Annotated in this window: 11 protein-coding genes and 2 pseudogenes; 3 read left to right on the top strand and 10 right to left on the bottom strand. The window is 59.7% G+C overall.

The genetic code is table 11. The features are described from left to right. Positions 1 to 42: 42 nt before the first annotated feature. On the bottom strand, positions 43 to 1,026 hold the full coding sequence (locus tag CCGE525_RS22915; protein ID WP_120706680.1) for a GlxA family transcriptional regulator: 984 nt from the start codon (positions 1,024 to 1,026) through the stop codon (positions 43 to 45). Between the two features lie 173 nt (positions 1,027 to 1,199). Between CCGE525_RS22915 and CCGE525_RS39065 the strand changes: the two are divergent. After that, a pseudogene (locus CCGE525_RS39065) lies at positions 1,200 to 1,585 on the top strand (hypothetical protein); the annotation flags it as partial. Positions 1,586 to 1,834: 249 nt separating this feature from the next. Here CCGE525_RS39065 and CCGE525_RS22910 read toward each other — a convergent pair. Then, on the bottom strand, positions 1,835 to 2,815 hold the full coding sequence (locus tag CCGE525_RS22910) for an MBL fold metallo-hydrolase (protein ID WP_120706679.1): 981 nt from the start codon (positions 2,813 to 2,815) through the stop codon (positions 1,835 to 1,837). Positions 2,816 to 3,116: 301 nt separating this feature from the next. Here CCGE525_RS22910 and CCGE525_RS22905 point away from each other — a divergent pair. Beyond that, positions 3,117 to 3,619: pseudogene (locus CCGE525_RS22905) on the top strand (IS5 family transposase). Positions 3,620 to 3,913: 294 nt separating this feature from the next. On the opposite strand, the gene CCGE525_RS22900 reads toward CCGE525_RS22905, so the two are convergent. Further along, complete coding sequence (locus tag CCGE525_RS22900) at positions 3,914 to 5,698, bottom strand: trimethylamine N-oxide permease (RefSeq protein ID WP_120706678.1); 1,785 nt, start codon at positions 5,696 to 5,698, stop codon at positions 3,914 to 3,916. Positions 5,699 to 5,944: 246 nt separating this feature from the next. Between CCGE525_RS22900 and CCGE525_RS22895 the strand changes: the two genes are divergently transcribed. Further along, positions 5,945 to 8,314 carry a trimethylamine N-oxide demethylase gene (locus CCGE525_RS22895; RefSeq protein ID WP_120706677.1) on the top strand — a complete coding sequence of 790 codons (2,370 nt, stop codon included), beginning with the start codon at positions 5,945 to 5,947 and terminating at the stop codon, positions 8,312 to 8,314. A gap of 3 nt (positions 8,315 to 8,317) precedes the next feature. Here CCGE525_RS22895 and CCGE525_RS22890 read toward each other — a convergent pair whose 3' ends face one another. The 7 genes from CCGE525_RS22890 to CCGE525_RS22860 all read right to left on the bottom strand — a co-directional run bounded on the left by CCGE525_RS22890 (position 8,318) and on the right by CCGE525_RS22860 (position 15,232). Then, the gene (locus tag CCGE525_RS22890) at positions 8,318 to 8,917 is read right to left on the bottom strand and encodes a methyl-accepting chemotaxis protein (RefSeq protein ID WP_120708580.1); all 600 of its coding nucleotides are present in this window, start codon (positions 8,915 to 8,917) and stop codon (positions 8,318 to 8,320) included. Positions 8,918 to 9,032: 115 nt separating this feature from the next. Beyond that, on the bottom strand, positions 9,033 to 10,370 hold the full coding sequence (locus tag CCGE525_RS22885) for an NAD(P)-binding domain-containing protein (RefSeq protein ID WP_120706676.1): 1,338 nt from the start codon (positions 10,368 to 10,370) through the stop codon (positions 9,033 to 9,035). A 68-nt stretch (positions 10,371 to 10,438) separates the two neighbouring features. Then, the gene (locus CCGE525_RS22880) at positions 10,439 to 11,479 is read right to left on the bottom strand and encodes a heme-dependent oxidative N-demethylase family protein (RefSeq protein ID WP_120706675.1); all 1,041 of its coding nucleotides are present in this window, start codon (positions 11,477 to 11,479) and stop codon (positions 10,439 to 10,441) included. 27 nt (positions 11,480 to 11,506) lie between these two features. Further along, on the bottom strand, positions 11,507 to 12,472 hold the full coding sequence (locus tag CCGE525_RS22875) for a PDR/VanB family oxidoreductase (protein WP_120706674.1): 966 nt from the start codon (positions 12,470 to 12,472) through the stop codon (positions 11,507 to 11,509). Further along, positions 12,469 to 13,074, bottom strand: coding sequence for a dimethylamine monooxygenase subunit DmmA family protein (locus tag CCGE525_RS22870; protein WP_120706673.1), 606 nt, complete (start codon positions 13,072 to 13,074; stop codon positions 12,469 to 12,471). The genes CCGE525_RS22875 and CCGE525_RS22870 overlap by 4 nt, the downstream gene beginning before the upstream one ends. 10 nt (positions 13,075 to 13,084) lie before the next feature. Continuing rightward, positions 13,085 to 14,218, bottom strand: coding sequence for an aminomethyl transferase family protein (locus CCGE525_RS22865; RefSeq protein WP_120706672.1), 1,134 nt, complete (start codon positions 14,216 to 14,218; stop codon positions 13,085 to 13,087). A gap of 114 nt (positions 14,219 to 14,332) precedes the next feature. Further along, positions 14,333 to 15,232 carry a bifunctional methylenetetrahydrofolate dehydrogenase/methenyltetrahydrofolate cyclohydrolase gene (locus CCGE525_RS22860; RefSeq protein WP_120706671.1) on the bottom strand — a complete coding sequence of 300 codons (900 nt, stop codon included), beginning with the start codon at positions 15,230 to 15,232 and terminating at the stop codon, positions 14,333 to 14,335. Position 15,233: the final 1 nt, after the last annotated feature.

Below are 15,233 nucleotides of genomic sequence, written 5' to 3'. Positions count from 1 at the left end.
ACTCCGATTAAAAAGACAGGCAAAGATTGCAGTGATGCTGACTCAGGACCGTCGCGTGGCGACTGGGCTTTCGCGAAAATGCTGGCGGTAGAACCGGCTGAAATGCGAGGGGGATTCGTATCCGCAGACGCCGGCGATATCGGAAACGCTTAGATCGGTGTGGATCAAAAGTTCCCTGGCGCGCGCCATGCGCAGATCGATGTAAAACTGCGACGGGCTTTTGTTCAGATGGGTACGGAACAGCCGTTCTAGCTGACGCGGTGAGATCTTGACGGCATCAGCAAGCTCCGCGATCTCGATGGGTTCGGAAAGACTGCTTTCCATGCGACGGATCACGAAACCAAGTTTGACATTCCGAATGCCGAAGCGGTCCTCGGGTACCATCCGCTGAACGTCGTCCTGTCTTCGCATGCGAGGATGATTGAACTGATCGGAGATCTGCTCGGCGAGCTCTCGTCCTTCGATCGCGGCAATCAGATAGAGCATCATGTCAAGCGTGACGGTACCGCCAGACGATGTAATCAGCCGCCCGTCGACCGCAAAGATGTCATCGGTCGCCAAACAGTTGGGAAACTCACTGCGGAAGCTCGGGAGCGACTCCCAATGGACCGCGCAGCGCCGGCCCTCAAGGAGTCCGGCCCTTGCCAAATAGAACACCGCCGTGCTGACCCCACCGACAACGCAGCCTTCGGAATAGATGCGGCGAAGCCACGAGAACAGCCCCGGATCGTAACTATTAGTGTAGTTGACACCAGCACAGACGAACAGAATATCGCATTTCGGTGCTTGCGCTATGGCGTAATCGGAAGGAAAAGCCAGTCCGCTGCTCGACCTCGCCTCGCGTCCGTCTGCAGTAATCAGAACCCATTCGAAAGCCTTCCGCTTGATCAACCGGTTTCCCTGCCTGAGTGAATCAAGGGCTGCAGAAAAGGTCATCAGCGGATAGTCGGGTGCCAGGAAGAACCCGATGCGTACCGGCCGCTCGCCATGCTTGAGATCATTTAGAGAAAACGATTGCCGCGCCATGAGTTCAGTAATTCTATGAGAGTGTTGCACATCGTCGGGGTTGCTGCCTAGTTGGGTGCTCACGTTCTGGTATCGAGACCGCTGGGGGCAAGCATGCATCATGTAGGAACGCGATGGAACTCGCCATCGCAAGTCCGTTGTGCGAATGCCGCACGCGCGGCTGTTGGGATGCCTTCGGCGGAGGATCGTTGTCGCCGCGGGCCCTCACCCTAACGGCGGGCGCCAACCCTAATATGACGGACGTTCGAAGACCCTGACCTTTTGGCCGGCGTCGCAGATGCGCCGCCGCCGTTGGCAGCGGAGGTGGCCGACATGATCCATTTCAATACTTCGGCGCCGAGGCGATCGGTCTTCAGCGCACGGTATCTGGGGCGAAGAGACAGCCTTCCAGAAGGTCGATCACCTTGGCCTGACGTTTGGGGCCTTGGCAGCCTCCGCCGCCGGTATCGTCAAAGGCTGCGGCGTCCCGCTTACAGCCACTTTCGGCTTATTGATCTTCCTCAGCGCCTGGGACTGGTATCTCCAATGGAGGGAATAACGCCGCGGGCTTTACACTAAGTGAGAAGAGGACATGCTTACCGATGCGACCCCGCTTTCTCTTCAGATCGACCCGACCATCTGTCATCTCTCAGATACTGACGGCAGATCGCTAGCTGGATTGAACCAGGCCGTGAACCCATAAATCTGCCTGGCGGACGGCTTGCCAGAGTCCGCTATGCACCGATAGCAACCAAATTCTGCAGCGCAGCTGAATGACGCGAAGGGCCAGGAGCTGAAGTCGAGGCCTCACGTTTGGAATGCCCGCGCGTCAGATTGCGAATATCTTTCCGACGGCCAAGGGTGCCACGGTGCTGTCACCATAGGCGTTCACGAGGGCATTCACCGCCCGCCAGCCCGTGCAATGGCCCGGCGCGATCAAGGCAAGACCGAACGTTCCGATGTCGCGCACGGATTCGGCAATGATCTTCTCGTTGCCGCCCGCCAAGTGGAAGCCGCCAGCAACAGCATAGAGCGGGATCGCCGGGAAACTGGACTGCGCATGTTTGAGAACGTTGATGATACCTGCGTGCGAGCAGGCCGTGAGTACGACGATGCCTTTGCCGCCCACATGAACGGCCAGAAAGCGCTCGTCCATGATGAGCGGATCATCTTCCCAAGATTGGCCGTCCTCGCTCCGCCGCTTGTGGCCCGGGAACCCCTTCTCGTAGCTCGTCATGCGGGGAATCTCACCGCTGACTAGAAACATATCGTCGAGCAGGACTTGCGCCTCAGTCGTGACGACCGGGACGGCTCCCTTGGCAGCGAGGTCGTCCGGCGAGGGGATCCCGCGGATGGGAAGTAATCCGCCGCCCGTGAGCGGCAAGGCGCGCTGGCGGAACATGCCGGGGTGCAAATAGCAGGGAATCGCGCGGCCGCCGTTTGCTTTGGTGATGAGGTCAAACGCAATCGGCAGCCCGCCGGCGTGGTCCCAGTGCCCGTGCGAGAGCACCACAGCATCGATGCTGGCGAAGTCGATGCCGAGCCGGGTCCCATTGTATTCGACCGCGAACTCCACCGGACCGGCATCGAACAGAACGACGCGGCTCGCCGCGCCGCGAAACGCTTTGACGACGACTGCCAAGCCGTGATTCGCACAACATTGGCAGCGGCCGGACAATTGTCGCATGCCCGCCCGCATAAGTGCTGTCCACTCAAGCGTGACATTCGGCGGGGCCGTGGACAAGCTATCGGTCAGATTGTCGATCAGGATCTGAAATTCCAACCGATCCACGGGCTGCAAAGTGGGCATGGGCGGTTTCCCTCGTTCGGCCGCACGAGACTCTCTTCCGAGCTATGCGTCCTCAGGCCGAGGATAGAGTCTACCACATTAGCGAGCGGAAACGGCGCTCCACATGGGCTCAAGAACAAGCAGCCAATGTCGGAGTCGGGTCATTCGCGACCGGGTCGCGCCAATAGCAAGTTCGGCCAAGTCCGCTATGCCGCCGAAAGCGGAAGTAAATTCAGAGCATTAGTGGCACAGCCGTGGGGCGCGGCCGGTTGATGGCGCGGCCCGAGACGTGATTCAAGCTCCGAAACCGGAGGCACGAATCATGCGCTACGAACTCAGCGATCACGAATGGACCGCCATCAAACCGATGCTGCCGAACAAGCCGAGCGGCGTCCGGCGCGTAAATGACCATCGCGTGCTCAATGGCATCTTTTTGGGTACTACGTTCTGGTGCGCCATGGCGCGACCTGCCGAAGAACTACGGTCCCCGCACCACTTGTTACAATCGCTTCGTTCGGTGGCGGCGGGCTGGCGTCTAGGACCGGATCATGGATGCACTGGCCGCAGGTCGTGACGCGGCGATCCAAATGATCGATACCTCGGTCGTCCGCGTGCACCAGCACGGAGCTTGCATCGCCGACAACAATCATCAAGATATGGGTCGCTCGCGAGGGCGCGCGCAACTTGATCGAACGGTTCTTCAACAAGATCAAGCAATGTCGGTGCGTTGCAACCCGATATGACAAGCTCGCAGCCAACTATCTGGCGTTCGTCAAACTCGCATCAATCCAAATTTGGTTGCATGCTAATCAGTCCGCGCCCTAGGTATCTCGGCGGAGCCGCCTGCTTGATTGGCCCGCCTGTTCACTCATCGCGACTTGAGCAAGCCAATCTCGAAGCCGGTGCAACTTCCGCTTTCAACCGGCTAATCGTACGCTCCTTCACCAATCGTGCCCGCTTGGTTTCCGCCCTGCCGGGCTAGCCCGCGGCGCAACAGCCCCTTTTGAAGGATGGAAGCGCCGAGGGGGTAAGTCCTCGGCGTCATCCGATCCTCTACAAGCTGCGCAACTGCCAGCGATACATGGGGTGTCGACAGGAAAATGCTGGTCGTGCCTCTGCCTATGCTGGCAGTTGGAAAATCCAATTGGCGATCAACACGATGGCGAGGCCGCCGGCGAGCGCCACATACGGCAAAGTACCCGCCTTTTTGACACCCAAATCCTGTCCAACCAGGCCGAGATCCTCCATGGCGCCGGCCGGGAACTTGCCGCCATCGCGGACATAGTGTCGATAGGCGAAGACCGGCAGGATCAGCGCGGCGAAGGCAAAGCCGACCCAGAGAGCGTTGGCGTAGCCCCAGACCTTGGCGCCGGCACCAAGGAAGAGGGCATTGACGAAGGCGAGAACTGTGTTGAGGCCGATCAACCAAGTCGGTGCCTTCCAGGGGCGTTCGATGTGGCCGGAGTCGACGCGATGGATCCAGCCCGAATTCAGGTTCAGGAAATTGAAGATGATGTAGCCGACGTTGGAGACAGCGAGCACGAAGAAGTAACCGCTTGCATCCGAAGCGATCGCCAGAAGGCAGAGATTGAACGCGAAGTCCGTCCACATCGCCCTGGTTGGTGCGCCGTTCCCGTTGACATGGTCGAGATATTTCGGCAGCCAGCCATCCTTCGAACCTTGGTAGAGCGTCCGCGAAGAACCTGCCATCGCTGTCATAATGGCCAGGAAGAGGGCGAGGATCATCAGGACGACGAGGAGCTGCGTGACGATGCGGCCGGCGCCGATCAGGCCGCCGAGCGCTTCCGCCACCCCGGTGCCGTCAACGATGCCAGGCGCCAACATGCCGGCATGGCCAAGCACGCCCTGGAAGGCGAAGGGTACGAGGAAGAAGAACAGGCAGCAGACAAGACCGGAATAGAAGATCGCCTTGAACGTGTCAGTCTTCGGGTTCTTGAGCTCGCGGGTATAGCAGACGGCGGTTTCGAAACCGTAGGTCGACCAGGCGGCGATGTAGAGGCCGCCGAGAAAGAGCGTCCATCCGCCATTGCTCCAACTGCCGTCGGTGCCGGCATAGGCCGCCGTCGGCGGAACGAGGCCGGTGACATTGGCAGCGACGATCTGGCCGCTGACGATCGGATAGAGGCCGATGATGAGCAGCGGCACGAGAACGATGATCGCCAGCCATTTCTGGACACTTGCCGTTTCGGAAATACCACGATGCTGGATCGCGAAGATGATCAGCATCAGGATCCCACCTATAAAGAAGGTGGCGTTGATATTGGCGGTTGCGAGGAACGGAATGCTGAAGCTGAGAAGCGACCAGCTCCGGATTGGCGGCGTCAGCGCGGCAATGCCGTCGGCGCTCAGTAGTGCCTTGACGGCGTCTTCCGCCGAGGTACCGGCATGGGCGGCAATATATTCGGCGACGCGAGGGCTATCGGCCGTTACGGAAGCGGCATGCGCGCTGATCCAGGCGATGACGGCCTGCGAATCCGCCGCTGGAATCGGGAAGAAGGCATTCAAGATATAACCGGCCGCGATAGCGCAGCCAAGGGACAGCACCGGCGACCAGGCGAACCAATTGCACCAGACGGAGAGCGGCGCGATGAACTTCGAATAGCGCAGCCATGCGGTGGCACCATAGACCGAGGCGCCGCCGGACTTGTTGCCGAACATTCCAGCAATTTCCGCGTAAGTGAAGGATTGCAGAAATCCCATGATCATCGAGATGATCCACACGGCAAAGGCAAGCTTGCCGGTCGCACCCGCGATGCCGCCGATGGAAAAGAGAACGAGCGGCGGTACGCCCGCAGCAACCCAGAATGCGCCCTTCCAGTCGAGCGCGCGTATAAGCTTACCTTCGGTGCCGGCTGCTACGCCGGCGTCGACTAAATCCGTCATCGGTGAAGTTCCCCATTCTGTTGTTCCGGACGTATCTCTCGTACGTCTCCCTGAACGTGCCTCCCATGGCATCGCAGGCCTGCCGGTGGTTTTAACGTCCGTATTCCCACACGGATTTCCGAGTCTCGACCCTTTATACATAGTGAAGATTTTTTCTTTTTAGTCAATATCCCTTTACTTTCGGAGAGCATTTTGTCAGCATGACCAGAGTGCTGCGATGCACATCATTCCCCTCAAGAGGGTCACATGCGAAATCTCCATCCGACGATGGCCGGGGCTCGGCCCATTTCGGCTAGCATCGTCCGCTATCCCGGCATACCGACGCTACCGGGCGATACCGAGCGCTACCGCTGCAAGGGCGGTGGATCGCTGGTCGTGCGCGTCGAGCCCGGCGATCATGTGGCGGTGACCGACAGTGAGGGCGGTCAGGTCTGCGAGATTTCCTTTCTCGGCGAGAACGGCCGTTTCCAATCTGAGGGCCTCGGTGCCGCCTTTACGAATGCCGCCGAGGGACTGAAGGGCATCCTGTCCTCCGACGCGGAAAGTGCGATCCGAACACGCACCGCCCTGCAGCGGCGTGGCGCCGATCTCGCTTCGGCTGGTACCGTTCGAATCTTTGGACAAGCCTCGTCTCCTGGCAGCAAGGTTGAATTTGCCATCGCCCTGGAAGGCCTACTGATCGTTGCAGCGCCGGGCGAAGCAATGTCGCCGCAGACGCAGGATACGGCAACGCCGATCGAGATCAGGATCCGGCGCAGCCGAGTCATCCGCGACTATCTCTCCGCCCTGCCCGAGCCAGTGGCCGATCCGATCGAAGATATCCGCATCAGGGCCGCGACCGCATCCGCCTATTTCGTCCGCGCGGGCGAGTTCATCCAGATCATCGACGTCTATGGCCGGCAATGCACCGATTTTCAGGCTTTTGCTGCACGCAAGGTGGACAAAGGCCTGGATCTGGCGCTCGATTCCACCGTCACACGCACTTTGCTCGGCCGCAGCTACCCGACGCCGGGCTTGCCGTCCAAGGCTTTCGACCGCGATTTCGAGCCACTGGTGGAGATCGTCCAGGACACGGTTGGCCGCCACGACGCCTTCGCGACCGCCTGCAACTCCCGTTATTACGACGATATGGGCTATCCGGGGCATGCAAACTGCACGGACAACTTCAATGCAGCGCTGGCGCCTTATGGCATAGCCGGCCGCAAGGGCTGGGAAGCACTCAACTATTTCTACAATACCAATATCGATCACAACAATCAGCTCTACCTCGACGAGCCCTGGTCGCGGCCGGGCGACTATGTGCTGATGCGGGCGCTGACGGACCTTGTCTGTGTCTCCTCCTCTTGCCCTGATGATATCGATGCGGCAAACGGCTGGGATCCGACGGATATCCATGTCCGCACCTTTTCCGGAAAAGAGAAATTCTCACGAGCGGTAGCCTATCGCATGACCCCTGATTCAGACGCCGAACTGACGCGGGAAACCGCCTTCCATCCCCGTCTCTCCGCCCTGACGCGGGATTACACCGAATATCGCGGCTACTGGCTGCCGAACCGCTTTGCGGCCGAAGGCCCGGTCGAGGAATATTGGGCCTGCCGGGAACGAGCGGCGGTTATCGATCTCTCGCCGCTCCGAAAGTTCGAGGTCACGGGACCGGATGCCGAAGAGCTGCTGCAATATTGCCTGACACGCGATGTCCGCAAGCTTTCGACCGGCCAGGTCGTCTACTCCGCCATGTGCTACGAAAACGGCGGTATGATCGACGACGGCACGCTCTTCCGGCTCGGCGACAAGAATTTCCGTTGGATCGGCGGCGATGACTACAGCGGCATCTGGCTGCGCGAGCAGGCCGAGAAAAAGGGCTTCAAGGCCTGGGTGCGCTCATCGACCGACCAGATGCATAATATCGCCGTGCAGGGACCGAAGAGCCGCGACATTTTGAGGGAGATCATCTGGACAGCGCCGCGCCAGCCGACGATCGGCGAACTCGAATGGTTCCGCTTTTCCGTCGGCCGCATCGGCGGCTTCGAGGGTGCTCCTGTCGTTGTCTCGCGCACCGGCTATACCGGCGAACTCGGTTACGAAATCTTCTGCCATCCCAAAGATGCTTTGACTGTCTTCGACGCAGTCTGGGAGTCAGGCCAGCCGCATGGTCTGAAGCCCATGGGTCTTGAGGCCCTAGACATGGTGCGCATCGAGGCGGGGCTGATTTTTGCCCATCACGAATTCACCGATCAGACCGACCCCTTCGAGGCCGGCATCGGTTTCACCGTGCCGCTGAAATCCAAACAAGACGATTTCATAGGCCGCGAGGCGCTGATCCGCCGCAAGGAGAACCCACGCCACCTTCTGGTCGGGCTGGATGTCCAGGCCAATGAGGCGGTCGGCCATGGCGATTGTGTTCATATCGGCCGAGCACAGGTCGGCGTCGTCACCAGCGCCACCCGCTCGCCGATTCTCGGCAAGACGATCGCGCTTGCCCGCATTGACGTGACCCATGCCACGGTCGGCACAGCGGTCGAGATCGGCAAACTCGACGGCCAGCAAAAACGCTTGCCGGCCATCATCGTGCCGCTCTCACACTACGACCCGCAAAAGACGCGGCCACGGTCCTGAGCTTCAATCCGTCTTGCGCTGAGCATTCGAGATCGCCCGCGCCGCCTCTTCCGAGGAGTTGGCGAGCGTACGCATTTCCGCCGCCAAGACCGCGAAGCCGGATCCCGCGGTTCCGGCTCTTGCCGCCTCGATGCCGGCGTTGACGGCAAGCAATTTCAGGTAACGCAGTGACTGCAGGATCTCGCCGGTCTTCGACACCGTCACTCGCATGTCGGCCGTCTGCTCGTCTATGCGCTGATAGAGCGATTCGATATTGATGATGCTGCCTTCCAGATAAAGCAGCTCGCCGTTCTCGGCCCAAACACCGCCGCCGGTTTCCGTCACCCAGATGTAATGCCCGTTATTGTGACGGATGCGGTATTCCATCGTCCAATCGGTGTGCTTTTCCAGCGCCATGCCGACGACATTGTCCATGAGAGGCACGTCATCCCCGCACATGATCGAAGTGAAGGTCCGTGTCCGATTGCCGATGATTTCATCCGCGGGATAGCCGAAGACACGCTCGATGCCGTCGGTCATTTCCAGCATCGTATAGTTCTCATCGGCGCGGCAACGATAGAGAAAGCCGCTCATGCGGCCGAGAATGCTCGTTTGAAAATCCATGAAGACCATGCCCGAAGAAAAAGGAATTGCGGATCAAATTGCTTCATTTCGTCTCGAATAGGCCGGCAAGGGCGACGGCGCGCGCGCCTTGCCGGTTACGCAACACTGGAGGCCACTAGTTGCGCAGATATTCCTCCATGGAATCGTCAAGTGCATCGACCCAGGGCGTATGATGCTTCGGCGACATGTTGCCGGTCATCAGCGAGCGATAGGCATGGTCGCGGAAACCCATGACGTTCTCCGCCTTGTGGTGCTCCCACTCCATGAAGGTCTTGTTGGTGCCTTCGATGTCGAAGCTCGGATAGTCGGTTTCGGCAAGCAGCTCCTTCACGTAATCGCCCTGGTACCAGATCATCTGCTCGGCATCTTCCAGCGTTTCCTCGCGGGCGCGCCACATGTCGAAATTCGCCTTCAGGCCCTCTTCCGATGGCAGCTTGATGCGGCCCATCATAACGTCGCGCGCCCACCAGGCCTGCACGTCGAACATGTTGAAGGTATAAAATTGGTCCTGCATGCCGATGTAGAAGAGTTGCGGATTCTTGTCGAAGATCACGCCCTTGTAGAGGCCGTCGGCCCACAGCCGGTTGGCGGTCTTCAAGCGCAACTCGTCCGGCAGGAAGGGGAAATGGTGTTGATATCCGGTGCAGAGGATCAGCGCGTCGACATCCTTCGATGATCCATCGAGAAAGTACGCCGTCTTGTTTTCAAGTCGGGTCAGTAGTGGCCGTTCCTCGAAATTCTCCGGCCATTTGAAGCCCATCGGCTTCGAGCGGTAGCTCGTCGTCACCGACTTGGCGCCGTATTTCCAGCATTGCGATCCAATGTCTTCGGCCGAATAGCTGCGGCCGACGATGAGGATGTCCTTGCCCTTGAATTCCAGCGCATCGCGGAAGTCATGGGCATGCAGCACACGGCCGTTGAAGGTCTTGACACCCTCGAAATAGGGAACGTTCGGCGTCGAGAAATGTCCGGTGGCGACCACGACATAATCGAACGCCTCGTCATACATGCGATCTTCGACGCGGTCGTGCGCCGTGACCGTGAATTTCTTCGCCTCCTCATCGAAACGCACCATGCGCACCGGCGTGCTGAAGCGAACCCACTTGCGCACATCCGCTTTCTCAACGCGTCCCTTGATATAGTCCCAGAGGACGGCACGTGGCGGATAGGAGGCGATCGGCTTGCCGAAATGCTCCTCGAACGAATAGTCTGCGAATTCCAGGCATTCCTTCGGGCCGTTCGACCACAGGTAACGATACATGCTGCCGTGAACCGGCTCGCCATATTCGTCTAGGCCGGTCCGCCAAGTGTAATTCCAAAGCCCTCCCCAGTCCGACTGTTTTTCGAAGCAGACGACTTCCGGAATGTCGGCACCCTTCTTGGCAGCCGACTGGAAGGCGCGCAACTGTGCCAGCCCCGAGGGACCCGCGCCGATAACGGCAACTCTTGTCATGAAGCATTCCCCTCTTGATTATATCGAAATTCTTGTCGCGTGCGGTCGTTCGAACGCTTCGTTCGGCATCAATCCGGGAAGAAGCCGGGACTGGTCGAGGCGCCGTCGTCGTATTTTGAAAGCCAGTCGATCGTGGTCTCGCGGAAGCGTGTGAGCCCCTTGTAGTCGATCAGTTCCGGCGGCAGCGTGCGCAGCACACGCGGAAACCGTCGCGCCCATTTCGGGACGGTGACGAGTTCGCTCATGTTCATCAGATAGCAGCGGATGACGAACAGAATTGCGTTCGAACGCGGCAGGCGCCATAGACTCTGCAATTCGACGCGCAGATGCACTTTCTCGCCGACATTGTCGGGTGTTACCGTCGTGCGGTCCGGGCCCCATTTGGGATAGTTTTCCGGGCTGGTGTCGAGGCGCGGATTGATGGTCATCGTCCAGTTGAAGCGGCGCGTCGGCTTGCCCTGTTGCAGGTTCAGGAGGAATTTCAGCGCGCGGTCGAAGATGCCGATCTGATGGGCGAGCGGCACCGGTCCATGCCATTCCATGAAATTCATGCCGATGTCGAAATCGAGCGACCAGTCGGCCTGTGTTGTGACCATGCCGGCATCCATCCAGAGGTTGCCGTCGCGCTGGTCGACGATGCAGAAGTCGCCCTGGGCCTGACGGGTGATATATTCGAACGGCTCATAGGGCAGCGTCGACGCATCCCCGAACGTGAAGCTGTCATCGATGCCGAGTGGCCGATTGATCCAACGCCACTGGTCACCGTTTTTGACCAGGGAGAAGTGTTCGGGATAGCCGGAGGCCTGTTCTTCCATCAACAGTTCCAGCGTGTCCCATTGTGCCGTCATCATATGCGGCAGCGCCTGATAGCGCAGCGGATCCTCCTTCAGCACGAGAGCCCGGTCGCGCATTTCGGCAACATAATGCTCATCGACATCGATGAGGCTTTCGTAAACGGTTCCATTTTGCCCCTTCACATGCGGTTCCATGTTGACGGAATACATGTACTCGTCGCGGTCGAAGGGAAAGGGAAAACGCCGGATATTTTCCGGACTGTTTCGATAGCTGAAATCGTCCCGGAACGTTTCCTGCTTGAAGGCGATTGCCATGTCCGTTCTCCTGGTTCGGCCCGATGCCTAAAGGTCGAGATGCAGTGTGTTTCCCTCGAAGCGGGAGACGCAGATCATCACCTTGCGGCCGGAAGTCTTTTCTTCATCTGTCAGATAGACGTCGTGGTGCAAAAGCTTGCCCTCGCAGGCGGCGACCGCGGTCTCGCACTGTCCACAAGCCCCGCCGCGACAGAGAAAAGGCGCGTCTACACCTGCCGCCTCGATCGCCTCCAGCATGCTTTCGTGATGGCCGACATGAACCGTCTTCCCGGAACGCGTTAGCTTTATCGAGAAGGGCTTGCCGGGTTGCGAAGAGAGAAAGCGCTCGGAATGCAGGTTCTGCTCCGGCCAGCCGGCCTCCAACCCTGCCTTCAGCACTCCGTCGATCATGCCGGAGGGGCCGCACACATAGAGATGCGTGCCGAGCGGCTGGCTCTCGAGCAGGCGGGCGAACGGAATAAAATTCTTTTCGACGTCGCAATAAATCTTCACGCGATGGGGGCCATAGCGCGCGACGAGTTCCTCGCAATAGGCGCCGCGGTCGCGGGCGCGCACCGCGTAGTGCAGCTCGAAATTGCCGCCCTCGCGGGAAAACTGCTCCATCATCGCGATGAACGGCGTGATACCGATGCCGCCGGCGATCAGCAGATGCTTGCGGGCGCGCCAATCCGGCTGGAAGAGGTTAACCGGATAGCTGACCTTCAGTTCGTCCCCTTCACTCACTTTCTCATGCATGAAGGTGGAGCCGCCGCGTGAATCCTCGACATGCAGCACACTGACCTCATAGGCCGTGCAATCATGCGGAGGCGACATCAGCGAATAGGCGTTACGCCTGATATGGCCGTCATCGTTCATCGAGACGATGATATGGGCGCCGCCGGAGAAATAGGGCATCGGCATGCCATCCAGGCGCTCGAAGCGGAAGCGCTTGATGCGATGGGCGACCGGCGTCACCTTCGTTACCCTAACTGGAATTTCAGTACCGCCGCTCACAGGAACAATTCCTCCGGATCGGGTGCATTTCCAGGCTCTTCCGCATCGATATTGACGCCCTGGAAGGCGCCGAGGCGGCGCGAATAGTGATCGCGCACGAGCAGCGGAAGGCCGCAATGGCTACAGGTGAAGGGGCTATGGGTGACGTCCTCGGTGATGCCTTTGCAGTGGACACATTGCACACGACGCGCCAGAGAACCACGATGCTCCGTCATGACCGAGGCGTGGTCCATACCGTAATCGAGCGCCACCATCATCGCCTGGCCGATAAAGCCTTCGGTGCCGGCAATATAAAGCCGCGTGCCCATATGGGCGGTGGCGAGCGAACCTTTGAGGCGGAAGAGCAGCGTCGCGATCGTCGGCGCTGCGAAGAACATATCGGCGCCGAACCTGCGCAGGATCTCATCACGGCCCTTGCCCCGCGAACCACGTGCTACATAGAGGACTTCGCTTCGAGCGAGCGCCGTTTCGTCAAGCGCAGCCTGCTGCTCGGTAAGGGCCAGCGCGCCCTCGCCTTCCAGAGCGAAAATATGCTTGCGCGCCTTCGGCTGGATGATCAGGCCTCTGTAGACGGGTCGGCTCTTGATGCCTTCAACGAGCATGGCGCGCTCCCTAACCGACGGCGGTCCGCTTCTTCTTCTCCGGATCGTCGAATGGCAGTGTATGCGCGGTCGCATCGGCTTTGACGTTCTTGCCGCGAACCTCAAGCTTTGTGCCTTGCACGGCCTTATCGACGTCGAGACGGGCGATCGCCATGGATTTCCCCGTCAGCGCGGAATAGCTCGGGCAGGTGATGACGCCGACCTTCTTTCCGTCGGCAAAGACCTCGTCGCCGAGATCGGCGGGGCCATCGGCATCGATCAGCATGCCGAAGATTTTGAAGCGTTCCTTTCCCTTCAGGCGCGCATGTTCTTCAGCACCGCGGAAGCCGGTCTTGCCGGGGCTGACCGTGAAGTCGAGGCCAAGTTCCCAAAGACTGTCGCCGGGTGGCTGGTCGGCAAAGGGATACATCTGAGAATTGTCGTAGGGATAGAAGAGCAGGTAACTTTCGACGCGCAACATGTCGAGGACGCTGAAGCAGCAGGGAATGATCCCCATATCTTCGCCTTCGGCGACAATCCGGTCCCACACCATGACGGCATCCTGACCGCGCACGAAGATTTCATAACCACGCTCGCCCGTATAGCCGGTGCGCGAGATCATTACCGGCGCGCCGAAAAGCGTGGTCTGCATATGATGGAAATATTTGAGATCGCGGATGCCAGGCACATATTTGGCGAGATAATCGACCGCGATCGGCCCCTGCAGCGAGAGATCGTGCAGGTCGTCGTCGAAAAGCACGGCGCAATTGCGGCCCGCCGCCTGCTTGACGATTTCCTCGTGGCCGGAGCCCGAGCCATGCACCAGCATCCAGGAATTCGGGCCGGTGCGATAGACGATACAATCCTCGGTGAAATGGCCGCGGTCGTTCAGCATCGCGGCGTAGACCGAGCGGCCGGGATAGATCTTCGTCATGTCGCGGGTGGTGATGTAGTCGAGGACGGCGATGGCATGCGGGCCGACAAGATGAACCTTTTTCAGGCCCGAGACGTCCATGATGCCGGCCTTGGTCCGGATCGCGACATGCTCTTCGGACATGTCCTTATCGTATGTCCAGGCGGTGCCCATTCCGCTCCAGTCCTCAAGCTTCGACCCCAGAGCGCGATGCCGGTCCGCCAAGGCGGAGAAACGCCAAGATAACGTCATTTCGTTCCCTCTTTTTTCCTGTACGGAATATTTATTTCTTGACTATAATCGTCTTTTACGCCGTGGCAAGCCGATGGTAACGATTTTGTCGGCTCCGCCCCCAACGGTATTCACTCAGAACTTCGGCGCCGGCTTGCCGGCGGCACGATGTGCGGCAATGGATGTATTGGCCATCAGCATGGCGATGGTCATCGGGCCGACGCCACCCGGCACCGGAGTGATAACCGCGGCAACCTCCATGGCTTCCGTAAAGGCGACATCGCCGACAAGGCGGGTCTTGCCCTCCCCCTTGTCCGGCGCGGCGATGCGGTTGATGCCAACATCGATGACGGTCGCACCGGGCTTGATCCAATCCGCCTTCACCATTTCCGGCCGGCCGACGGCGGCCACCAGAATATCGGCGCCGCGGGCGACGGCGGCCAAGTCCTTCGTGCGCGAATGCGCCGTCGTCACGGTCGCATTGGCATGAATCAGCAGCTGCGCCATCGGCTTGCCGAAGAGGTTGGAGCGGCCGATGACGACGGCGGTGAGACCCGACAGGTCTTCGCCATGCATGCGGCGCACCAGCAGCATGGCGCCGGCCGGCGTGCAGGAGATCAGGCCGGTGTCGAGATCGCCGGTCGCCAGCTTGCCGGCATTAACGACATTCAAGCCGTCGACGTCCTTGTCCGGCCGGATCGACTGGATGATCGCTTCGGCATTCAGGTGCTTCGGCAATGGCAATTGCACCAGGATGCCATGAATGGCAGCGTCCTCGTTCAGCGACGCCACCAGCCTTGCCAGCTCATCCTGCGTCGTCTCGGCGGGCAGCGTGTGCTGGATGGAATTGAAGCCGCATTCCTTGGCCATGCGGCTCTTGGAGCTGACATAGGTGTGGCTGGCCGGATCATCGCCGACGATGACGACGGCCAGTCCGGTCTTCGTGCCCGTGTCCCTTTCGAGCGCAGCGGTCGCGGTCTTCACCGCATCAATTACCGAAGCAGCCACCTGCTTGCCATCAATGATGTCAGCCATT

Origin of the sequence: Rhizobium jaguaris (assembly GCF_003627755.1) — a bacterium.
Classification (GTDB): domain Bacteria; phylum Pseudomonadota; class Alphaproteobacteria; order Rhizobiales; family Rhizobiaceae; genus Rhizobium; species Rhizobium jaguaris.
The sequence above is the reverse complement of the archived record's forward strand: the minus strand, read 5'-3'. Positions and strand labels throughout refer to the sequence as shown.